Here is a 22,549-nt window from a genome sequence, read left to right on the forward strand (position 1 = left end):
TCGAACAAGGCCGGCTGCTCCGGGCAGCGCAGCCCGGTATCTTCCAACCAGTTGGCGATATTCATGCTCAGCTCCTGCGTGCCTGAAGGACCGAGGCGTAGTTGGCGACCGCCATGCCGCCCATGTTGAACACCAGGCCGAACTCGGGATTCGCCGCGGCCAGGCCGATTGGCTCGCCGGTCAGTTGCCGAAAAGCCAGGGCATGCATCGAGACCCCGGTCGCCCCCACCGGATGGCCCTTGGCCTTGAGTCCGCCGGACAGGTTCACCGGCAGGCGACCACCCGGGCGCACAGTCCCGTCATCCAGGGCCCGATGCCCCTCGCCCCGGGGCGCCAGGCCCATGGCTTCATAGATCAGTAGCTCGGCGATGGTGAAACAATCGTGGACCTCGGCAAAGCCCAGGTCGCCCAGGGTCACACTGGCGCTGCGCAGGGCCGAGTGGATCGCGCGCTGCGGCCCTTCGAAGGCGAGGATGTCGCGGCGCGCTATCGGCAGCAGATCGTTGACCTGGGCCACCGAACGGATCAGTACCTCACGGCGAAACTGCCGGGCGCGCCTGGCCGAGGCCAGCACGATGGCCGACGCACCGTCGCTGATCAGCGAGCAATCGGTCAGGCGCAGCGAAGGCGCGACATAGGGATTGCTCTGGGAGACATTGTTGCAGTGTTCGAAATCCATCACCTTGTGCATCTGCGCCAGGGGATTGGCCATGGCGTTGGCGTGGTTCTTCGCCGCGATGGCGGCCATGGACGCCATGGGGCAGTGGTAGCGCTGGCGATACTGCTGCGCGGCGAGGCTGAACAGTTGCGGGAAACTGAGCCCGGCCTCCTCGCTATCGTTCTGGTAACCGGCGCCGGCCAGGGCGCGGGTGACCTCGGCCGTGGAGTTGCCGGTCATCTTCTCGGCGCCCACCACCAGCACCAGTTCGGCGGAGCCTGAGAGAATCGCGTTGATCCCCGCCTGGATGGCCGCCGCCCCCGAGGCACAGGCGTTTTCACAGCGGGTGGCCGGCTTGAAACGCAGCCCCGGGTCGGCTTGCAGCAGCAACGAGGCGGCAAACCCGTCCGGGACCATGCCCGAATTGAAATGCCCGAGGAACAGCGCATCGATTTCCGCAGCCTCTATCGCGGCGTCCGTCAGCGCCTGGCGGGTCACTTGAACGATCAGATCTTCCAGGGTGGAACCGGCAAGACGGCCAAAGGGCGAGTGGCCGGCCGCAACAATGGATACGCAATCATTCATCATGGTGATTTTCTTCTTGGTTTGAATCAGGCATTGATTACAATGGCGCACCGCCGGGATCGCTCGCCAGTTAGTACAATTACGTACTTGGGTACGTAGCCGACCCGAGGGCGATATCGCCCGTACAGGATCCCTACCGAGGCAGGATGCCAATGACCGTCTTCACGCAGCAACTGAAAGACCTTCAGCGCCTGGCATTCAAGGTGTCACCGGCAGCGCAACTGATCACCGGCGACCGCGTGATGCTCGACTGCAACGAAGCCTTCCTGGAATTGTTCGGCTATCCGCGCGAGGAGTTGCTCGGGCAGTTGACCTTGCTGATCTACCCGTCCCAGGCGGACTACAAGACCATCGGCAATCGCAGCCGCAACTGGTTGCTGTGCAGCAAGACCGGTTCCTACTCCGATGAGCGCTTCATGCAGCACAAGAACGGCGAGGTGTTCTGGGCCCGGTCGCAAGGCTATACCCTGACCCCGGACGATCCGTTCAAGCTGATGGTCTGGCACTTCGAGCGCCTGGACCGGGCGCACCACGCCACGGTGGACCTCACCCCCCGCGAACGTGAAGTGTCGATGCATATCGTCAACGGCCTGACCTGCAAGGAAGTGGCCAGGAAGCTGGCGATTTCCCACCGAACCGTGGAAGTCCACCGCGCCCGGTTGATGAAGAAGCTGCAGGCCAAGAACAGTGCGGAGTTGGTGTCGAAGATTATTTTTGTCGACTGACGCGTGAGTGACCGACAAAGCCCCTCTCCCCTTTAAAAACGCGGTACCTGCATGTCACGCAGCAGTTCCTCGCTAGCGTGACTGAAGCGCTCAATCAGAAAGTCCAGCAGCGCACGCACTCGGGGTACCTGGTAGCGGTTGGCATGCAATACGGCATAGACACCCGCCTCATTCACGCTGAAATCCGGTAACAGGGCTTTCAGTGTCCCGGCGCGGATATCCGCGGCAGCGTCCCAGATGGTCTTGCGTGCGATGCCGCGACCAGCCAGGGCCCAGGCTCGGGCCAACGCACCGTCGTTGGTTTCCCAGGCCTGCTCCGTCGGCACGATATGACTCCAGTGCTGCTCATCCACCACAAAGTGGAATTCATTCAAGGGCCCGGCCGAGGTCACCAGCACGATAAATTGATGGTCAACCAACTGCGCGGGGGTCGCCGGCTCACCCCGTCGTGTCAGATAGTCAGGTGAAGCACACAGCACCCGCCAGTTGGGCGCCAATTGCCGCGCGACCAGTGAGCCGTCGCTGGGCCGCCCGAAACGGATAGCCAGATCCACATCGTCCTGCAGCAGGTTCGACAGGGAGTCCGAGAGTGTCAGCGCGATGCTCAGTTCTGGATGCTGGTCGCAGAATATTTCAAGCCAATCGTTCAGCAGATTGCGCCCGAAATCGGCGGAGGCCGAAATCCGCACTTTTCCGCGCACGCCCTGCTGACTGGCTTGAAGCCCCGCCTCCGCGTCATCAATGGCGCGCAAGGCCACCCAACAATGTTGCAGGTAGAACCGCCCCTCGTCGGTCAGGCGCAATTGCCGCGTGGTGCGATCGAACAGCCTGGTTCGCAGCGCCATCTCCAGCTTGATCAGCCGTGCGCTCGCGGCGGCTGGAGAAAGCCCGAGCTTGCGCCCGGCCGCGGACAAACTGCCGAGACTCGCCGCCTCCGCGAACAAACGCATATCACCCAATCGGTCAGTTGCCATTTTAAATACAGATTTGAAAGACAGACAAAGAGTACGCCAATTATCAAATACAAGGAAAGCCAGCAGACTCGCCCTTCTTCCCGCAATCGAGGTGCAGACAATGACCGGCAAACAGAACGCAGGGCGCGCGACCGCTGCGGCCACCCCCGAGAGAATCCCCCTGGCCGCCCTGCTGGCACTGACCATGGCCAGCTTTATCGCCACCGCCAACGAAAGCGTACCTGCCGGCCTGCTCCCGCAGATCGCCCAAGGCTTTGGCATCTCACAAGCCTGGGCCGGTCAACTGGTCACCTTGTGTGCGCTGGGTTCAGGGTTGGCGGCGATTCCCTTGACCATCGCCCTCGCAAACTGGCGACGGCGCTCCGTCCTGTTGCTGGCGGGCGCTGCCTTTTTGGTCTGCAACGCCGTGACCGCGTTGTCACCTTATCTGTCGCTGACCCTGCTGGCGCGCTTTATGGTCGGCATCGCTACCGGCTTGGCCTGGAGCCTGCTGGCCGGTTATGCCCGGCGAATGGTGCCAGTGCCTTTGCAGGGTCGAGCCATGGCCCTGGCAATGCTCGGCATACCGCTGGCGCTGGCGTTTGGTGTCCCGCTCAGCACCTGGCTGGGTGCCCTGCTCGGTTGGCGTGGCGTATTCGGCGTGCTCTCCGGGCTCAGCTTGGTGCTGATGCTCTGGGTCCGGTTCAAGGTGCCTGATTATCCCGGCCAGGCGAGCGTCCGACGGCTGCCGATGCGCAAGGTCCTGAACATCCCCGGCGTACGTCCGATACTGGTCGTGATGCTGTTCTGGATCATGGCCCACTACACCCTTTACACCTACATCGCGCCGTTTCTAGCCGCCCTCGGACTGGGCGATCGACTGGATTGGGCGTTGCTGACGTTCGGCGTGGCCGCGTTGGGCGGTATCTGGATAACCGGCCTGCTGGTGGATCGCTGGCTGCGTCGCCTGGTGTTGCTCAGCCTCGGGGCGTTCGCCCTGGTGTCGCTGATGCTGGGTTTCAGCGGCGCACCAGCGGGCGTGACCTTTATTGGCATCGCAGTGTGGGGACTGAGTTTCGGCGGTTCGCCGACACTGCTGCAGACCGCCCTGGCGGACGCAGCCGGCGACGGTGCCGATGTGGCGCAGTCGATGCTGGTGACCGTCTTCAACCTCGCATTTGCCGCCAGTGGCGTGCTCGGGGGCCTGCTCCTGGAAACCCTGGGGACCGGAGTTTTTCCCTGGGTGTTGATGGGCATGCTGTTGGTTGCGCTGATCGTGGCGTCCGCGGCCAAGGAACATGGGTTCAAGGCTGGCCGAAGGGCATCGACGCGACTGGAACTTCAGTGATTGCTCAACCGGTTATCGGGTCCAGGGCTACATCTTGATGGCCGTCAGGATGTAACACATCGGCACGTCCCAATAACCTTGCTCATAGATGTCATAAAGCTCTTCTCTGTTGGAGTGCGGATACTCCGAGAAATGGCTGATGCGCAAACCGGCACGGATAGCGCCCGTGATGATTTCACCCAGGCCATGGGGGTGCCAGTAGCTAGTTACTCCGTTGGCCTCTCCTTGGCCTTCGTAAACGATGACTTTGTCTTCAACCACTGGCCCTGCCTGGAAGTAGGAGCTGGCGACTCTCCAGGGGTCGGTAGATTCAGGGTCCAGCATCTCCAGGAAGGGATGTGTTTCGTAGATCACCATCGTGCCGCCCGGCCTGAGGGTCTTTGCCGCGTGCGCAAAGAAGGCCTTGATGTCTGGCATCCAATTCAGGACCCCAATGGTGATCAGTGCGACATCGAAAGCTTCGTAAAGGTTGGCGGGCAGCTCATGCACGTCCGCTTCGACGAATGTCGGGGTATGTGGCGATCGGGCGGTCAGCTCAAGGGCCTGATCGAGGAACGCGGCGGCCTGGTCCACGCCCACGACGGATCGTGCACCCAAGGCAAACAACGAAAGTGACTCGCGACCGTTGTTGCAGCCCAGTTGGATAACATCCTTGCCTGCAAGACCTATGTCACGCAGTTGCTCAGTCAAGGTTGCATCCAGGCAGGAAAAATCCGGAGTGCCAGCGGACTCGACAAGACTCTTCCAGGTGCGACTGCTTCTGTGGTGCTCGGCAGAAGCGTTCCAGGCGTCTCGATTGCTGGCAATGACGCTCTTGGCAGATGGCATGTTCTAGTTCCCTTAGAGTGATTCGTCGTTTGTAGTCAATCTTGACCGAGTTGTCTGGCCTGCGGCTCACCCGCAGGTCGGCACCGGTCATCCAGTCGGTCTAATTCGGAGTTGAAAGATCCTCAAAGGGTACGTCAATTATCAAATGCAAGGAAGGCAGCAAGGCTCGCGCCTCTCTGGACTATCAGGGGCGCACCGTGGCTTCCCAAAGGGGACAGATTTATTTTTTCAGCTTCGTTCTTTTCGTTGGTCTCCTTTTCATTGAAATCTGGAAGTGTTTTTCAGAGTTCCCTTAGAGAAAACACCAATCTGCCGTTGACGAACAATACGGAGCGCGTTACGTTAAATTTTATGAACATATTTTTCGTCACCACCACGACAACCACCACCACGACCGCCATCGGCGGGCCGCGGGGAGGTTGTGCGCTCTAAACACTTGCCACAATTTAACCGAAAGGCCCCGCCGGAAACGGACGGGGCTTTTTTGTGCTTTTCGTCCTTCCGGTCCATAAAAACATCAGGGAGAGAAGGATGGACGATTTTGATCATCGCGCATTGAGAAATAAACTCGATTTGCGACGAGTTCGGTCTGCGAGTGACGCCATGCAATCAACGAAGGTTGGCCGGGCTTCGCGGCATTTTGATCGAATTACCGGCGGAGTCGGCTTAGCAACAACGGTCCTGCTCTTTCTGCAGTTTCTCGTTAACCTCTCGGTGTTCGGGTCTTTTCCGCTGCTGGCTGCCTTTCTGAGTGTCGAGCGACATTTGAGCTCCGGCGACATCGCGAGCGTACTCACCGTGAGCCTGCTGTCGAGTCGGCTGTTGCCGCTTATTCTAGGATCCGCTACCGACCGCTTCAGTAGCAGAGTGCTGGCTTCGTTAGGCCTGGTCTGCCGTGCTCTGGGTTTCATCGGTTTGGGCCATGTTCTCGATTTCCCCGCGTTGGCCGCATGTGCGTTCTTGGGTGGACTCGGCGCAGCCCTCTATGAAACGACCGCGTACTCCGTGTTCGGCACCCTCAAAACAGACATTCGTTCGCGTGTATTCGTCTTGAATAATCTTGTACTTAACCTGGGTGCGCTGGTCGGGCCAACAGTGCTGTTCGTACTGCCTGTCCATAGCGGCGCTTTTCCATTTGAGGTGAGCGGTTATATTTTCGCTGCGTTGGCTTTGGTGGCACCGTTCGCGGCTGTACGAAGGCGCGTGAATGAAAGACCGAGGCGCGGGGCCTCTGTGTTTTTTGATGCTTTCCACGACAGGCAATTTCGAAGACTCTGCCTCGCACTTATCCCGTTCTGGACCGTGTACACGCAAATTTATGTGTTCATCCCGCTGACTTTCGCTCAGGGAGTGTCAGGGTATAACGGTGTGCGACCGTTATACATCGCGAACGCCTTGTTCGGTGTCTTAACCGCGCTTCTGGGAATGCGATGGTTTCAACGCACGAAGTGGCAATCGCTGATGTCAATCGGTCATCTCGCGCTGCTCGCCTGTTTCGCACTGGCAGCGCTCATTTTCCTACGTGAATGGAACTCACAGCAGTCTCTGGTGATCCTCGTCGTCATCGCTTTAGTTTTCACCTTCGGCGAAAGCCTCATCTTGCCCGCGTCGAATATCGCTCTCGCTGAGCTCACAACCGAGAGCAACGCGGGAACCTATTTCGGCGCGTCAGCAGTCTCTTGGGCAATAGGTGGAGCATTGGGAAACTATCTGGGGAGTATGGGCGCACGATGGACGCCGATCAGCATGGGTTGGCTCGTCTTCGCCGTTGTCAGCATGGTTGGGTTGCTTTGTTTCAAGAGGTTTGAGCATGCCAAATAGAGGGTGAGACAAGATAAGTGCAAAAGGTGACACTCATTAGCCAGTCATGGTTTGGAGGGTGAGCTTCAGCAAAGCCACGACGCTATTACGTCTTGCACAGCCCTTAAACAGAAAAGAGATCAAGCGGCCAAGCGCTTGATCTCTCTAAATGGAGAAACGGGATTTATTTTCTTACGACCTCAATCAATCGGAGGGTTGCTCCACTACAGGGGATAGCTGATTGGACGGGGACGCGCCCTCAAGCAGCGCATCCACCACCGCACGCGCTACCTCCACCGAATGCAGCATGCCCCAGAACAACGCTCGCTCGACGGGATTAGTATGCAGGCTGATTTCGTCACCATTGAGTTCCGCCGTTTCGAGCAGATTCGAAACGTAGGTCAGTGCGTCCTGGGCATTGATGCCCGGCTGGATGGCAAACAGCGTGGGTTTGTATGGGGCTTTGGGGGTGACGGGTTTGGAGCAGGTGAATGCGAGGGTGTTGAGCAAACGGGGTGTGTTTGCCGGGACAGACTCAGGCTCGTTGGAGGGGGTATCAGAGAGTTTGCGCAGGTAGATGCCTTTGTCGGCAGTACTGAGGGCGTTGCGAGTGGTAGCCAGATCGGGGGGCATTTTCTTTGTCATGGTGACGCTCCTTAAACCGCTTACGCGGTGCTGTGCGCCTTTTCGATCCGGGCTGCAAAACCCGTATCGCTGAATTTGCAGCGACAGTCGAACTGTAGCCATGACGTTTAGTGCACGCAATATTCTCCGACGCCTGAAGCATGTGGGAAATGTGAGTTTTTTCAGCGGGCCATTTCGCGTATTGATTGAACGCTGCTGAGCTGCGCTTGGGGCAAAAAGTCCGCCCATTCTTTGATTTGTCACACCTGAAATATTTCAAAAAGTTCTCGGTATTTTTTGACCTGAAAGGCTCATTGCAGAAAAATACCCCGCTAATTCATTGATAAGTATCAATTTCAATACCAAACTAGCCCGCTCCTCTCCCCGCTCCCGGTCAAGGCACCGCTACCGTTTCCGTCAAGGAACCCTGCATGTCCACACTTGAAATCATCGCTGTCCTAGTCAACGTCCTCGGCGTCTGGCTGACCGCCCGGCGCATTCGCTGGTGCTGGCCGGTCGGCGTCGTTGCGGTGCTGCTCTACGCCTGGATCTTCTACGACGCCAAGCTGTATTCCGATACGTTGCTGCAAGGCATCTTCGCCGTGTTGCAAGGCTATGGCTGGTGGCGCTGGAGCCAGGGCGAGCTGAGCGAGGGCAAGGTCCATGTCGCCCGGCTGTCCTGGCGTGAAGGCCTGCTGGGTCTGCTCTGCGGTGCGTTGGGCGCGGGGGTGCTACCGGCTTACCGATGCAGCGGTGCCGTGGATGGATGCATCGCTCACCGCCTTCAGCCTGGTGGCCAGTGTCTGGGCGGCGCGCAAGTATGTGGCCAGCTGGTGGCTGTGGATCGTGCTGGACGTCCTCTACGTCGGCCTGTTCCTGTTCAAGGACCTGCAACTGACAGCGGCGCTGTACGCCGGCTTCGTGGTGCTGGCGATCTATGGCCTGCGGGCTTGGCAGCAGGACCTGAACGGCCAGGAGCAGCGACCGCTCCCAGGACGCGACTCGACGACGGGTGAGCTGATTCGTTAGTGCCGGCACCTGCGCAAGGCATCGCCTTCGAACACTTCGCTCATTGACGCCCGATACGCCAGGCTGAAGCCGTCCGGCCGGACCCTCGGGCGATCCTCAAGTTTAATGTGTCGTAGTCGATACACTCCTGTACATAGAACAACTTTCTTGACTCAGGAGGCTCCATGACAGGGATATCGTCGATCAGTGTTTTGACGCTGAACCCTTCCCAGGTTACTGGCAACCTGCCGGCTGGCGTACAGCCTGCCAACGCAACCGCTGCGGTTTCCTCCCCGGCCTCCAGCGTGATGATTGGCCAGAACACTGTGGTCGAAATCAACACCTACAACGCCCGTGGCGCCTTGTCTGACGCCGCGGCGGCGCCTGCCTGGGAAAACAGCCCGCTGGACAGGATATCGTTCACGATGGGCGGTAACCTCGCCAGCCGCTCCAACGCCAACCGCTTTGCCGGCCTCGGCGCGGCGTTGTTGGCGCAACTGGCCGAAGGCAAGAAGGACATCTCGCAGTCGGTTATCCAGGCGCCAGGCAGCAAACCGCTCAACGCCACCGAGCTGTCTGCCGCTCAATCCCAGCTGCACAGCCGCAATGCCGACAGCACCATCAGCCTGACCCTCAAGACCGCCAGCGGTAAAACCGTGACCTTGAGCCTGGCGAACCAGGACAATGGCCTGGCCGTGCAGGCCCACGTGGATGGCGGCAAGCTCAGTGATGAAGAGAGTGCCGCCCTGGCCAAGATGGCCGGCGGTTTCCAATCCGCGCTCGACGGTCTGACCGCCGAGCCGCCCCAACTGAAGCTGGCTGCCCTGACCCAGTTCGATTCCAAGGTGTTTTCCTCGGTCGACCTGAGTACCAAGCTCAAGCTTGAGGACAATCGCACCCAGACCCTGAGTTTCCATGCCGACGGCCAGCAACGCTCGGTACGCATGAACGGGCCCGCGGGTGACCTGCAACTGTCCGTGGACCTCAAGAGCCAGGCGATTCGCGGCAACGCCAATCAACAGCAGAAGGCGCTCCAGAGCTACCTCAAGCAGATCGACGCCGCCACCAGCCGGGGTAACGGCGACCGGCAACTGATGTCGATGTTCAAGGATGCGTTCTCCACCCTGAACAGCAACTATCCCGACACCCGCGCGGCCACCACACCCGCCACCGTCGACCCGCTGGCGCCGAGCAATATCGACCGCAACCTGTTGACCGGCCTGGCTGACTTCTCCGCGTCGGTGAAACAAACGGCCCAGGCGAGCAACCCGATGCGTCCCGGCGAACGGGATACCTTTGCCTACGACGTGTCCCAATCCACTCGACTCAAGGGCCGCGATCCGTTCAATCGCGCCATAGAGCAGGACCAGCAATCGCACCTGTCCGCCAGCTATCACCAGCCGCTGTACCCGGGCCAGAAGCTGAAGCTGACCAGCGCGGCCGAGTCGCAGAACTACCTGTTTTACCAGATCGACGACCACGCCAGCAGCCACACCACCATCAGCTATGACAAGGGTGAGTTGACCAACGCCTCGGTGACACAGTCGGCCAGCCAATCCACGCGGATATCCAGATACGTGATGGGGCGTCTGCTGGAGCAGACGGTCACCCCGCTCAACTCATCGAGAACCCGGAGTTTCAGGGACGTGCTGGAACACGCCTTGCACCCGGACAATACGCCGACGGGTGCCGCGCAATTGAAACAAGCCCTGGCCGAGCTTCAGGACAAAGCACTGTTGCAAGCGGACCCGGCAAAACTCAAAGGCTGACCCTGGCGGTCAGCTTTCTCCCACGTCACCTGGGATAACAGGGCGGGTGCCGGGACCCGCCCTTGAGCCGTGGCTTTACCTGCTATATCCCTGACTCCCTCCTCGATCGTCACCGAAGTAGCGGCCATGCTCATGCCCGCCGTGACCTTCGTGCCAATAAGGCCAACAGCCCCCCAGCAGGAGGGCACCGGAAAGTACCAGGATCCATAGGGTCGTGCGTTTCATTTGATCGTTCTCCAATGCAACGGATTAGCGGCTGCTCCGATTCATTGCCATGGGCCAATGTGTGTCACAGCAAAATCCCTGAATGCCGGGTATGGAACGATGACATGCCCCCAGCAGCTCGTCGGTTCGCTGCCGCGCATAGTGGCCTCAAGCGATAACGGTTCGGGCACAGGGGCCGTGTCGCCCCTCCAGCGTGCGCTACCGAACAGACTCGCTTCGACCACAGGGTCAACCTGACATCAGGCAGATCGCTGCCAACTGATGATCGCAGAGGCACAACCCATGACCCACACATCGAAACTATCTTTATACCGCCGGCTGGCAGTCATGGTTGGCGCCATTGCCGTGTCGGCATCCGTGCTACCCGCACAGGCGGAGCATGACCATTACCGCGAGGGGCACGGGCGGCCGGTTTACCATCGCGACTATCGCGGCGGCCATGGCGACTATCGCGGTGATCGTGGTGACTATCGCGGCGGTGGTGACGATCTGGGCGGGATCATCGCCGGCGCGCTGCTGGGAGCCGCGGTCGCCGGTGCCCTGCGGCCGCCGCCGGCCGTGATTTACAGGGAAGCGCCGCCACCGCCACCGCCAGGGGTCAGGTACTACTATCCGCCACCCGGCTATTGAGCTCCATGCCCCCCTGCCCCCCAGGCAACCGGCTGAACTCACCGATAGATCCCCAGCCACTGTCGTCAATCCGCTCCCTTAATCCGGGTATACAGACATGAAAAACTTCGTATTCAAAGCGGCCATGCCAGCCGTATTGATGCTGGCCTTCCTCACGACTTCTGTCTCGGCACAGACGACGGCAGCGAACAGTTCCGACGCTGTCTCACAAGCGGCTGCCCGTCACGCAAAAAAACACGCCGACTTTGTAGAAAAACGGGTCAACGAACTGCACGCCAAACTGAAGATCACCGAGCAGCAGTCGGCACAATGGGAGGCCTATGCGAAAACCATGCGTGACAATGCAGATGCCACCGATAAAGCCTTCCTGGATCGTGCGCATAAGCTGTCATCGCTAAATGCCGATGACGCGATGCAGTCCTATGCCAAATTGGCCCAGATGCACGCAGACAATATGCAAAAACTTGCCGCGTCGTTTAGCGCGTTATATGGCGTGCTTTCCGCCGATCAGAAAAAAACCGCGGACAAGTTGTTCCGCAATGAACGAGAAGAACGGCTCGAAACAGCCAGTAAATCTCATTGATGTGCAGTGTTGTGTGCGCTACCGAACAGACAAGAATCGGTAGCGACTCCCACTCTGATCAAAGGTCGGCCGCGGCCGAACAATGATCGGATGATCGCAGAGACAGCCAGCCTGGTTCATCGCTATCGCTGGCATTGGAGGACCACCATGATCACTTCACTACGCTCACTTATGTTTATCGCTGTCACAACCCTGTCGTTGGTTTCGACAGGTCTGTTCAATAGTGCAAGCGCCGCCACGGCCGAGGATCTGGAAAAAGAATCCCGGCAGGCCTTGCAAATGCTCTACAAGACTCAACCATTTGCCGAAACCCTATCCCACAGTGCCAAGGCTGTACTGGTATTTCCCAAAGTCGTCAAAGCAGGCCTGGTGTTTGGTGGCAGTTATGGCGAGGGGGTGATGCTCAGTGGCCCGAAAGTGGACGGTTACTACAACTCGGTGACCGGTTCATGGGGACTGCAGGCCGGTGCCCAGTCTTATGCCTATGCGGTGTTCCTGGTGACTGACAAAGCGGTCAACTATGTCCGTGCAACCAAGGGTTGGGAGCTCGGTGTAGGCCCCACCGTTGTCCTGGCTAACCAGGGGCTCTCGAAAAACCTGTCGACCTCGACCTTGAAGGACGATGCCTACGCGTTTGTCTTTGACCAGGAGGGCCTGATGGCGGGCGTCAGCATCGAAGGCACCAAGATTTCGCTGATCAAACGTTGAATCGAGGCGGACATCGGGAAAGTGTCGGTAGCCTGGTCTATAGCAATGCAGTGATGATCGACAAACGGGGTTGGCGAAACGCTGTTCAAATCAACCTTTCCCAGACGTCCCTATTGGCCAACTCCGTATCGGTCGCGTGTATTGAACGGCCACTGATAGGACTTAGTTCATAAGTACCGCCGGCCTCACAGACTGCCAAATAGCGCACGCCACTTGATTTGTGAAGGTAGCGTAGCAGTGGATGGCACTGTGCATTGATACGCCGTACCAGAGCTGAATCAGTCATGGCGTTCATGATTAGACCTGCTGCAGCGATGGCTGCTCTGTTGTTGTTTTTATTCTGTGCTGTCTCGCGGCAATATTCTGTACGCCATCCCACACAGTGCAAACTATCACTTTATGACTCCCCTTTCTGAGTCTATGTGTACTAGCGCACAGACCCACTCCGTCCATTCCTTGCAATCTGGCAGTACATGCATTGGTTCGAGTACGAACCAAGGAGTATTGATCATGAAATTCATTTATTCAGTGAGGTTTTCAAGACTTGCCTTGGCCCTGTTGATGGGTGTATCTCCCGTTGTGCTGTCTGCAGCCAACAATGAACCGGTCGACATGTCCGCGGTACAATTGGAACCGCATGAGCAGAATGGAATCCGCTATGTGGCAGGTGGCATTGGCCAGGATGAGTCAAAGGCCTTGTTGCAGACCCAGGGCTACAACCTTCATCTCGTCTTTTCAACGGGGTCGGGCAACAAGTACCTGAGCGATGTCGACGTACTGATCCAGAGTGAAAAAGGCGACGCTCTATTGTCGCTGAACCAAGTGGGTCCCATTCTCTACGTTCAATTGCCGGCGAACAAATACCGGGTAGTGGCAAAGGCCAATGGACATGAAGAGCGCCGCACCGTTGCCCTCAACGGTAAATCTATCGATACGGTGAACATACACTGGAGCGATTAAGGGCATGCTGACGCTGGCCCGCGACTATTCGTCGGTAGGCGGCAATGGCTCACTGGGTAGCAGGCGGTCGGTTTCCTTTTTGACCACGGCATAGCACTCGCAACTCAGTTGCTCGAGCGCGGCCCTGTCCAACACCGTGATGTGGCCGCGGCTGTATTCGATAACGCCCAGGCGTTGCAGCTTGCCGGCGGCATCGGTCACGCCTTCGCGGCGGACACCGAGCATATTGGCGATCAACTCCTGGGTCATGGTCAGTTGATTGTCCTGCAGGCGGTCGAGAGACAGCAGCAACCAGCGGCACAGTTGTTGATCGATGGAGTGGTGCCGGTTGCAGACCGCGGTCTGGGCCATCTGTGTAATCAGCGCCTGGGTATAGCGCAGCATCAACTGGAGCATCTCCCCGTGGCGGTTGAACTCGTCCTTGAGCCGCTGGCAGGGTAATCGGTAGGCATGTCCTGCACTCTGGACAATGGCCCGGCTGGGCGTACTTTCCCCGCCCATGAAAACAGCGATACCGATCAAGCCCTCATTGCCGACCACGGAAATCTCCGCCGAGGCACCGTCCTCCATCACATACAACAGGGAAACGATGGAGTCCGTGGGGAAATAGACATGGTGCAGGATATCGCCGGATTCGTAGAGCACCTCACCCAGCGGCAAGGGGATCAGTTCGAGGTAGGGCAGCAAGCGCTCCAGCGATTGCGCGGGAAGGGCCGCCAGAAGATGGTTCTGTTGTGGTTTGGGAACATCGAGCATATCCGCCACCTCTCCAGGAGAAGTCCCCCAACTACTAAAGATTAGGCCAACGTACGCTGTGTGCGTTACCGCACACAGCCGCTCATCGGGTTTTGGGATTGTCGAGACGTTGATTGCAACGGAGCGAGACTCACCCGTCAGCCTTTGAGCAGGTGCCGAATACGAACAGGCTTTCCGGCGATCTGAAAGCGCCGGGCGGCTGATTCGATTTTCAACTCTGCGCGAGTGACTCTACCGTGATGGCGTAGATGATCGTGCCAGGACTCGTCAAAAAACAGCTCTATCCACAGTTGCGGATTTTCGGTGTCCTGCATCAACTGCCAGGAAAAAGAACCGTTGCGGTGGCGCATTCTGCGCACTTCTTCCATGGCCTCCTTGAAGGCATCGGCATCCGTCGTGTCAATCTCATACTCGAGCGTGATCATGACGGGCCCACGTTCACCATCAGCCTCGACATTGATCAACGGTTGAGGCCAATGCAGCGAAGGGGCCAGGTCTTCCGCACTCAGCGCAGGCAATTTGACCCACCAGCCCACCCCTACTCCCAACACCATGATGACAGCGGCAAAGCTCAGCGATATCGAGATCGACAGCCAGCTGGCGATCAGCCCCCACATCAGACCGCCCATGGCCATGCTGCCAAAGAACGTCAGAATGTAGACCGCCAACGCCCTCGCCCTGACCCACGCCGGTACCGATGTTTGCGCAGACACCTGGAGGCTGGACAATACCGCGATCCAGGCAGCCCCACTGACGAGCATCACCGGAATAAGCAGATAGAAATCCTGAATCCATGCCAAGGCCAGCAATACTGCCGCATAGATAAGGCTGGCCAATGTCATCAGCCGATTGACAGCCATCAGACGACGAATTCGGGGTAGAAACATTGCACCCGCAACCGCCCCGATCCCGACGCAACCGAGCAGGATCCCAAATTGCTCGGCGCTGCCCTTCAGCTCACCTCGCACGATCAGTGGAAGCAAGGACATACCGGCGCTTGCGCCCAGAAAGAAAGCCAGGGCACGCACCAGAACTCGCTGCAGGTGCCGTGAACTACGGGCATGACGCCAACCCACACGTATCGCGCCAAACAGGCGTTCTGCCGGCAATACGCTCTGTTGTGGCGTGCGATGCCACAAGGCGAGCACCGCGATAACGCCAAAGAAGGACAGGGCATTGACGGCAAAGGTCGCCCATGGCCCTACCAGGCTGATGATGATGCCGGCAATGGCCGGTCCGAGTGCCCGGGCAACGTTGACCCCCACGCTGCTAAGCGATATCGCGGCGGGCAGGTCACTGGCGGGAACCAACTCAGGTGTCAACGCTGACCATGCCGGCATGGTCAGCGCCGTTCCAATCCCCATGGCCAGCGTAAACAGGAGTAAAAGCGTAGCGCTCATCAGGCCCGCAAAGGTGATCAGGGCGAGCGCAAGTGCAACGACGGCCATCCCTGCCTGGACAACCAACAGGTAGCGTCGTTTGTCGACGATGTCGGCCAGCGCGCCAGCGGGTAGCGCCAGAAGGAACATCGGAGCGGCAGCCGCTACTTGTACCAGAGACACCATGAAAGGGCTGGCCGACAAGGAGGTCATCAGCCAGCCGGCACCGACTTCATGCATCCACGTCCCTATGTTGGAGGCAATGCTGGCGAGCCACAGACTGCGAAACAGTCCATGGCGAAGCGGTTGCCAGGCCGAAATCGGGGCCTGCTCTTTAGTCATCGTACCCACCCTTTCCCCCTACAGTTTGCTCAGGAGCGGCCAACGATGCGACAGCCCGGTCCCCAAGGCCAATCGTCCAGATCCGCCGACAAGGATCGTCGAGAAGATGATCAGCAGCAGCCAGGCGAACTGGCCCTCGGCCAGGCTCCACTCGGGATGCACCCAGATGACCGATACAACCAGCAAAAATAGAACAGGCAGTGTCGCAAGGCGCGTCAGAAGCCCCACTGCGATAAATATCGGACAAAACACTTCCGCAAAAATGGCCAGGGACAAGGTCAACCGAGCCCCCAAGCCAAACGGGTCTTCGATCAACCCCAGTTCGTGCTCGAAGTTGAAAAGCTTGGGCAATCCATGCACCAGCAACAGCATCAGTACACCGGTGATGCGTAGCCAACACAGCGCCACATCCGGTGCAGTCGTCGTATTCCTATCAGATGCGGACATGTTCCATGGCCTCCCAACGCTTACCGGAGTGCGCCTCTTCCCTCAACAAGGAAGAGGCGCGATACAGATCAGTGACCTTCCGACGCGTTGAACATGGTCTTGGCATAAATCAAGCCAAGACCATAGCCGCCACCGTGAGTGATAGCGGTTTTCACCGTCTCGTTATAGGTGTCACCGCGAGCCCAGTCACGCTGCAGTTCCAGGAGGTATTGAAGCGAGGTCATCGGACGCGCACCGGCTTGAATCATGCGTTCGATAGCGCGCTCATGAGCCTCGTCTGAAACGTCGCCACACGCATCACAAATGATGTAGACCTCGAAGCCTTGTTCGAGCGCCGAGATCGCAGGGCCAACGATGCAGACCGAGGTCCAGAGACCGGCAAGCACGATGCGGTCGCGACCGATCTTGTTCACGGCGACGGCGATACGCTCGTCCTCCCAGGTATTCATGCTGGTCCGATCAATCAGCTCCTGGCCGGCAAAGACCGAAGTAATTTCTTCGAACATCGGGCCCGAAAAACTTTTTTCAGCGACGGTGGTAAGAATGGCAGGAACGCCAAATTCCTTCGCTGCTTTCGAGATCAGTGCAGCGTTATTACGCAGTGAGACAGCGTCGATGGATTTGGTCGCAAATGCCATCTGTGACTGAAAGTCGATCAAGATCAGGGCGTGATTGCTCGGATCAATCAGGCCTTTGCCGGGTGCTGCTTTTGCGGTTGCCATAACACTTCTCCAGATAGGTTTGAGAGGTGCTATTTTCGGCGGCGTTGGAGCAGCGCGATTGTATGGGTGTGCGAATCTGGAAAATTAAAGCCCACCCTCGGTCCGATCCAGCCGTTCGCGCAAGAACTCGATCAGCGCCTGCACCGGCCGCGAGCCCTGACGATGCTGCGGATAGACCGCCGATAACGTCAACGGCTCAGGGCGGAAGTTGTCCAGCACCTGCACCAACCGCCCGTCCTTCAAGGCCGATCCGACAATGAAGGTCGGCAAATAAGTAATGCCCATGCCGGCGATGGCCGCATCCTTGAGCAATTCACCGTTGTTGACCCGCATCCTTCCGGTGACGTTCACGGTCAATGGTTTGCCCTGCCCTTCGAAACGCCATTGCACCTGGCGACCGTGGCCGTAAGGCAGGCAGTCATGACTGTGCAAGTCTTCGGGATTGACCGGCGTACCGCGCTCGGCCAGGTAGGCCGGGCTGGCGCAGTACACCCGGTGGATGGAGGCGAGGCGTCGGGCGATCAGTGTCGAATCTTCCAACACACCGATGCGCAATGCCAGGTCGTAGCCCTCACTGAGCAAGTCCACCGGACGATCACTCAAGTCCACTTCCACCGTGACGTCGCGATAGCGCTGCAAAAACACCGGCAGCAGACAACCCAAGTGCGCCACCGCGAACGACAGCGGCGCGCTCAAGCGAATGGTGCCACGAGGCTCGCTGGTCTGGCCGGCGATCCCCTGCTCCACCTGCTCGACTTCGCTGAGCAGGCGCAAGGCCGACTCGTAATAACTCTGTCCCAGGGGTGTGACGTCCAGCCGCCGGGTCGAGCGATTGAGCAGCCGTACACCCAGGCGCTCTTCCAGTTGCATCAGGCGTCGGCTGACGAATTGCTTGGACAGCCCCAACTGATCGGCCGCCGCCGTGAAGCTGCCGGAGTCCATGACCTGGCAAAAAATACGCATGTCTTCGAACGGGTTCATTGTCACTCTCTGGTTGACAGCTGAACGCTTTATAGCCGCCTTTTCACTTTCAGGCACCTCATTAAAAGGAATTGACCCTGAACATTCTTGAGCGCAAAAAAAATGCCCGCACATCGGCGGGCATTTTTTCAGCCAATCACTTGGCAGTGAACTTGGTGTAGCTGTTGATCAGGTTGCGATAGTTCGGCAGGCGCTGGGACAGCAGATTCGCCAGACCTTCCATGTCATTGCGCCAGTCAACTTGCAGCTCGCAGGCCACCGCGAACCAGTTCAACAGATGCGCACCGGCGGCCGACATCCGCGCCCACGCTGCTTGTTGCACGGTGGTGTTGAAGGTGCCGGAAGCATCGGTGACCACGAATACCTCAAACCCTTCGGCAATCGCCGACAGGGTCGGGAACGCCACGCACACGTCAGTCACCACGCCGGCGATGATCAGTTGCTTGCGACCGGTGGCCTTGATGGCTTTGACGAAGTCTTCATTGTCCCAGGCGTTGATCTGGCCAGGGCGGGCAATGAACGGCGCGTCCGGGAATTGCTCTTTGAGTTCCGGCACGATCGGGCCGTTCGGGCCGCTGTCGAAACTGGTGGTGAGGATGGTCGGCAGGTTGAAGAACTTGGCGATGTCGCCCAGCGCCAGGACGTTGTTCTTGAACTCGTTCGGGCTGAAATCCTGCACCAGCGAGATCAGACCGGTCTGGTGGTCGACCAACAGCACAACAGCATCGTCTTTGTTCAGGCGCTTGTAAGGAACGTTGCTCATGTGAAACTCCTCGGTGGATGGTTATTGCAGGGAGCGCCGGTCAGAAAGGCCGGCGCTTTTTTCGAAATCAGAAGGCGAAGCAGGAACAGCCGAACGCGCCCCAGAAACCGGCGAAATCGCTGACCGGCGCATTCGACAGGCGCGCCTTCTCATGGCTGTGCGTATGCACCGCGCACGGGCCGCTGCACTGGTGCACCTGGGCCTGCAACGGCGAATTCGGGCGCCAGTGGCCGGGAACCTTCAGCACCGGCGACCAGTCCGGCAGCACCGGCACGCTGGCCGGCCCGAGTTTTTCGAAGTCGCCGGCGGCGTACACCACCTTGCCGCCGACCACCGTCAGCACCGACTCGATCCACTTGATCGCTTCTTCCTCGACGCTGAAGAAGTCCGCGCTCAACGCCGCCAGGTCCGCCAGTTGCCCGACCTTGATCTGGCCCTTCCTGCCCTGTTCGGAGGAGAACCAGGCGCTGCCGTGGGTGAACAGTTCCAGCGCGGTGGTGCGCGGCAAGCCTTCCTCGTACAACGCCAGACCGCCGACGGTGCGGCCGCTGACCATCCAGTACAGCGAGGTCCACGGGTTGTAACTGGAAACTCGTGTGGCGTCGGTGCCCGCGCCCACCGGCACGCCTTCGGCGAGCATGCGTTTGATCGGCGGCGTGGCTTCGGCGGCCTTGCTGCCGTAACGGTCGACGAAATATTCGCCCTGGAACGCCATGCGGTCCTGGATCGCGATGCCGCCTCCCAGCGCCCTCACCCGCTCGATGTTCTGCGGGGTGATGGTTTCAGCGTGGTCGAAGAACCACGGCAAGCCGTTGAACGGAATGTCGCGATTGACCTTCTCGAACACATCGAGCATGCGGCTGATGGATTCGTTGTAAGTGGCGTGCAGACGGAACGGCCAGCGATGCTCGACCAGGTGGCGAACCACCGGTTCCAGCTCCTGTTCCATGGTCTGCGGCAGGTCCGGGCGCGGTTCGAGGAAGTCCTCGAAATCCGCCGCCGAAAACACCAGCATTTCACCGGCGCCGTTGTGACGCAGGAAGTCATCGCCCTGATGCAGGGTGACGCTACTGGTCCAGTTCTTGAAGTCGGTCAGCTCTTCTTTGGGCTTCTGGGTGAACAGGTTATAAGCAATGCGAACCGTCAGTTGCTGGTCCTTGGCCAACTGTTCGATCACTGCGTAGTCGTCCGGGTAATTCTGGAAACCACCACCGGCATCGATGGCGCTGGTCAGGCCCAGACGATTGAGTTCACGCATGAACTGACGGGTCGAGTTGACCTGATATTCCAGCGGTAACTTCGGCCCTTTGGCCAAGGTCGAGTAAAGAATCATCGCGTTCGGACGTGCCACCAACATGCCGGTCGGCTCGCCGTTGGCGTCGCGCACAATCTCGCCACCCGGCGGGTTCGGCGTGTTGCGCGTGTAACCGACGACCTTGAGCGCTGCGCGGTTGAGCAAGGCGCGGTCGTACAGGTGCAAAACGAACACCGGCGTATCCGGCGCCGCCTGGTTGAGCTCTTCAATCGTCGGCATGCGTTTTTCGGCGAACTGGAATTCGTTCCAGCCGCCCACCACCCGCACCCATTGCGGTGTCGGCGTGCGGTCGGCCTGGTCCTTGAGCATGCGCAAGGCATCGGCCAGGGACGGCACGCCTTCCCAGCGCAGTTCCAGGTTGTAGTTCAAGCCCCCACGAATCAGGTGCAAGTGCGAGTCGTTGAGCCCTGGGATGACGCAGCGGCCCTTGAGGTCAATGACCTGGGTGCCCGAGCCACGCAGGGCCATGGCCTCGGCATCGGTACCCACCGTGACGAAGCGGCCGTTGGTGATCGCCACCGCACTGGCAAGGGGTTTTTCACGGTCAACGGTATGAAATTGACCATTGAATAGAATCAGATCGGCGTTCATCGGGTTTCCTCAGGCGGAGTGGAATGAGGCTGTCCAGCTTGCAGCCACGGCGCGAACAAGCGCGTTGCCATGGGCATGAACAGGTACACCACCGAAACCACGATGGTCACGGTGATCAGAAACGTGGCAACCACGTAATTGGACAGAAAGGCGTTGAGCTTGAGCAGCGGGCCCCAGATCAGCGGCACCAGCAAGGTATGCGGCAGGATCACCAGCAACGTCACCACAGCCTGCTTCCAGCGCGGCGGTGGCGAACCGGCGTCGGCCTGTGGCGCGAACCAGAATTCCTTGACCGGATTGACCTCGGTCTGGTCCCCATCCGCCAGCATCGGCGCGGCTTCGTTGACCAACTCCTGTCGTTGCGGCGAATCGAGCCAGCGCTGCATGGCCTCGGTGGAGCAAAAACGCAGCACGCAGGTAAACATGGCCAGGCCGGCGCTCTTGCCGCGAATCACATCCACCCCCAAATGCCCCTCGCTCTGCCCGGCAATACCGACAATCCGCCGCAGCCAGGCTTCATAGGGCACTTCAAAACCGGCCTTGACCCGATGCTTGACGATCAGGGTCACGACTTCTTCGACCCCCCGCACCGGATGGGTGGTTGCAGGGTCGAGTCGATTGGAATCAGGCATGACGAAAGGCTCCGGCGAAACGGAAATTGTGCGCAAGCACAGGTGAACAACCCGCGGCGTCGATGCGCCGGGGCTGGATTCGATAATGCCGCTGCGAGGGAGGGGAAAATTGAACGTATGTGCTCTCTTTACGAGCGAACGATCAAGCTGGAATATTCAGAGGCTCGGACATGAACTGGGTAATCCGCGAGCGCAACCATCGCTCCGCCGGATCATTGTCGTGCACCCCGCTCCAGGCCATCGACAACTCTGCCTCATCGATGGGAAACGGCGGATCTTCGGCCCTCAAGGCACAGCCTTCGACCAGCGCGCAAGCGGCGTAGTCGGGAACAGTAGCGATCATCTCAGTCCCGGCGAGCAACGCCCGCAATCCACTGAACTGCGGCACCCCCAACACCACCCGCCGGGTGCGCCCCACCTTGGCCAGATCAAGATCAATGTTGCCGCTCAAATCCCCCGAAAACGACACCATCGCATGGGGCCGCTCACAATACTCATCCAGCGTCAGTGCTCCAGGCCGGTTGTCTGCGCGCAGCACTTTGCAGGGGATATCCCGCAGTTTCTTGCGTTTGGCATTGGCCGGCAGTTCGGTGGTGTAGCTGACCCCGACTGAAATCTCCCCGGACGCCAGCAACGTCGGCATCAGCAGGTAGTTGGCCCGGCGCACCACCACAATGATCCCGGGTGCCTCCTCCCGCAGATGGCTCAACAGCGCCGGAAACAAGCCAAACTCGGCGTCATCCGACAGACCAATGCGAAACACATCGCAACTGGTAGCCGGATCAAACTCCTTGGCCCGGCTGACCGCCCCGGAGATGGTGTCCATCGCCGGTTGCAGCTCCTTGAGAATCGCCAAAGCCCGCGCCGTCGGCTCCATGCCGCGGCCGTTACGCAGCAGCAACGGATCGTCGAACAGGTCACGCAAGCGCCCCAACGCGGCGCTCACGGCCGGCTGACCCATGAAGAGTTTTTCGGCGACCCGGGTCAGGTTCTTCTCGAACATCAGAGCCTCGAAAATCACCAGCAGGTTCATGTCGACGCGGCGCAGATCGTTACGGTTCATAGCTACGGTTCCATTATGTTTTCAGTCAGGCACCAGTCTTTTGGACTTTACTCAATCATGTGCGCTTAACAAGAGGAATTAACAACGTTTAACTCGCAAGCCCGAGCCCTGCGACCAAGAATCAAGCCATCTACGCAAACCTGTTTTTCCAAAG

General features: G+C 59.1%; 21 protein-coding genes and 1 pseudogene. 9 read left to right on the plus strand and 13 right to left on the minus strand.

Annotation, left to right across the window (positions count from 1 at the left end):
* Positions 1 to 67: 67 nt before the first annotated feature.
* Complete coding sequence (locus tag UCMB321_RS16325) at positions 68 to 1,246, minus strand: acetyl-CoA acetyltransferase (protein WP_040068688.1); 1,179 nt, start codon at positions 1,244 to 1,246, stop codon at positions 68 to 70.
* 149 nt (positions 1,247 to 1,395) lie between these two features.
* Here UCMB321_RS16325 and UCMB321_RS16330 point away from each other — a divergent pair, with 149 nt between their 5' ends.
* Positions 1,396 to 1,968: a LuxR C-terminal-related transcriptional regulator gene (locus tag UCMB321_RS16330; RefSeq protein ID WP_040068690.1), complete on the plus strand. Its 573-nt coding sequence runs from the start codon at positions 1,396 to 1,398 to the stop codon at positions 1,966 to 1,968.
* A gap of 32 nt (positions 1,969 to 2,000) precedes the next feature.
* Here the strand turns inward: UCMB321_RS16330 and UCMB321_RS16335 are convergent, their stop codons facing one another.
* On the minus strand, positions 2,001 to 2,942 hold the full coding sequence (locus UCMB321_RS16335) for a LysR family transcriptional regulator (RefSeq protein WP_040068693.1): 942 nt from the start codon (positions 2,940 to 2,942) through the stop codon (positions 2,001 to 2,003).
* Between the two features lie 100 nt (positions 2,943 to 3,042).
* Here UCMB321_RS16335 and UCMB321_RS16340 point away from each other — a divergent pair, with 100 nt between their 5' ends.
* Complete coding sequence (locus tag UCMB321_RS16340) at positions 3,043 to 4,269, plus strand: MFS transporter (protein WP_040068695.1); 1,227 nt, start codon at positions 3,043 to 3,045, stop codon at positions 4,267 to 4,269.
* A 27-nt stretch (positions 4,270 to 4,296) separates the two neighbouring features.
* On the opposite strand, the gene UCMB321_RS16345 is transcribed toward UCMB321_RS16340, so the two are convergent.
* Complete coding sequence (locus tag UCMB321_RS16345; RefSeq protein ID WP_040068697.1) at positions 4,297 to 5,097, minus strand: class I SAM-dependent methyltransferase; 801 nt, start codon at positions 5,095 to 5,097, stop codon at positions 4,297 to 4,299.
* Positions 5,098 to 5,628: 531 nt separating this feature from the next.
* Between UCMB321_RS16345 and UCMB321_RS16350 the strand changes: the two genes are divergently transcribed.
* Complete coding sequence (locus tag UCMB321_RS16350) at positions 5,629 to 6,918, plus strand: MFS transporter (protein WP_040068698.1); 1,290 nt, start codon at positions 5,629 to 5,631, stop codon at positions 6,916 to 6,918.
* 183 nt (positions 6,919 to 7,101) lie between these two features.
* On the opposite strand, the gene UCMB321_RS16355 is transcribed toward UCMB321_RS16350, so the two are convergent.
* Positions 7,102 to 7,542: a hypothetical protein gene (locus UCMB321_RS16355; RefSeq protein ID WP_040068699.1), complete on the minus strand. Its 441-nt coding sequence runs from the start codon at positions 7,540 to 7,542 to the stop codon at positions 7,102 to 7,104.
* A 410-nt stretch (positions 7,543 to 7,952) separates the two neighbouring features.
* Here UCMB321_RS16355 and pnuC point away from each other — a divergent pair.
* The 6 genes and pseudogenes from pnuC to UCMB321_RS16385 all read left to right on the plus strand — a co-directional run bounded on the left by pnuC (position 7,953) and on the right by UCMB321_RS16385 (position 13,404).
* Positions 7,953 to 8,550, plus strand: a pseudogene (gene pnuC, locus UCMB321_RS16360) (nicotinamide riboside transporter PnuC).
* Positions 8,551 to 8,714: 164 nt separating this feature from the next.
* On the plus strand, positions 8,715 to 10,298 hold the full coding sequence (locus UCMB321_RS16365) for a lactate dehydrogenase (RefSeq protein WP_245220815.1): 1,584 nt from the start codon (positions 8,715 to 8,717) through the stop codon (positions 10,296 to 10,298).
* Positions 10,299 to 10,805: 507 nt separating this feature from the next.
* The gene (locus tag UCMB321_RS16370) at positions 10,806 to 11,153 is read left to right on the plus strand and encodes a hypothetical protein (RefSeq protein ID WP_157015980.1); all 348 of its coding nucleotides are present in this window, start codon (positions 10,806 to 10,808) and stop codon (positions 11,151 to 11,153) included.
* 97 nt (positions 11,154 to 11,250) lie between these two features.
* On the plus strand, positions 11,251 to 11,736 hold the full coding sequence (locus tag UCMB321_RS16375; protein ID WP_052451269.1) for a Spy/CpxP family protein refolding chaperone: 486 nt from the start codon (positions 11,251 to 11,253) through the stop codon (positions 11,734 to 11,736).
* A gap of 147 nt (positions 11,737 to 11,883) precedes the next feature.
* A complete protein-coding gene (locus tag UCMB321_RS16380) occupies positions 11,884 to 12,444 on the plus strand; it encodes a lipid-binding SYLF domain-containing protein (protein WP_040068700.1) in 561 nt (186 codons plus the stop codon).
* A 510-nt stretch (positions 12,445 to 12,954) separates the two neighbouring features.
* Positions 12,955 to 13,404, plus strand: coding sequence for a hypothetical protein (locus UCMB321_RS16385; RefSeq protein ID WP_040068701.1), 450 nt, complete (start codon positions 12,955 to 12,957; stop codon positions 13,402 to 13,404).
* Positions 13,405 to 13,428: 24 nt separating this feature from the next.
* Here UCMB321_RS16385 and UCMB321_RS16390 read toward each other — a convergent pair whose 3' ends face one another.
* From UCMB321_RS16390 to UCMB321_RS16430, 9 genes are all read right to left on the minus strand, one after another.
* Positions 13,429 to 14,160, minus strand: a complete 732-nt coding sequence (locus UCMB321_RS16390; RefSeq protein ID WP_040068702.1) for a Crp/Fnr family transcriptional regulator — start codon at positions 14,158 to 14,160, stop codon at positions 13,429 to 13,431.
* Positions 14,161 to 14,297: 137 nt separating this feature from the next.
* On the minus strand, positions 14,298 to 15,881 hold the full coding sequence (locus UCMB321_RS16395; RefSeq protein ID WP_040068703.1) for an MFS transporter: 1,584 nt from the start codon (positions 15,879 to 15,881) through the stop codon (positions 14,298 to 14,300).
* 18 nt (positions 15,882 to 15,899) lie between these two features.
* Entirely contained in the window at positions 15,900 to 16,328 is a 429-nt protein-coding gene (locus UCMB321_RS16400) for a DoxX family protein (RefSeq protein ID WP_040068705.1), read from the minus strand.
* Between the two features lie 68 nt (positions 16,329 to 16,396).
* The gene (locus UCMB321_RS16405) at positions 16,397 to 17,050 is read right to left on the minus strand and encodes a hydrolase (protein ID WP_040068707.1); all 654 of its coding nucleotides are present in this window, start codon (positions 17,048 to 17,050) and stop codon (positions 16,397 to 16,399) included.
* Between the two features lie 84 nt (positions 17,051 to 17,134).
* On the minus strand, positions 17,135 to 18,031 hold the full coding sequence (locus UCMB321_RS16410) for a LysR family transcriptional regulator (protein WP_040068710.1): 897 nt from the start codon (positions 18,029 to 18,031) through the stop codon (positions 17,135 to 17,137).
* 136 nt (positions 18,032 to 18,167) lie between these two features.
* Positions 18,168 to 18,794, minus strand: a complete 627-nt coding sequence (gene ycaC, locus UCMB321_RS16415) for an isochorismate family cysteine hydrolase YcaC (RefSeq protein WP_040068711.1) — start codon at positions 18,792 to 18,794, stop codon at positions 18,168 to 18,170.
* Positions 18,795 to 18,861: 67 nt separating this feature from the next.
* Entirely contained in the window at positions 18,862 to 20,700 is a 1,839-nt protein-coding gene (locus tag UCMB321_RS16420; protein WP_040068713.1) for an amidohydrolase, read from the minus strand.
* Positions 20,697 to 21,332, minus strand: coding sequence for a putative antibiotic biosynthesis monooxygenase (locus UCMB321_RS16425; protein ID WP_040068716.1), 636 nt, complete (start codon positions 21,330 to 21,332; stop codon positions 20,697 to 20,699). Before UCMB321_RS16425 ends, UCMB321_RS16420 begins: the two co-directional genes overlap by 4 nt.
* A gap of 142 nt (positions 21,333 to 21,474) precedes the next feature.
* Entirely contained in the window at positions 21,475 to 22,395 is a 921-nt protein-coding gene (locus UCMB321_RS16430; protein WP_040068718.1) for a LysR substrate-binding domain-containing protein, read from the minus strand.
* Positions 22,396 to 22,549 lie beyond the last annotated feature (154 nt).

This window comes from Pseudomonas batumici, assembly GCF_000820515.1.
GTDB classification, from domain to species: Bacteria; Pseudomonadota; Gammaproteobacteria; order Pseudomonadales; family Pseudomonadaceae; genus Aquipseudomonas; species Aquipseudomonas batumici.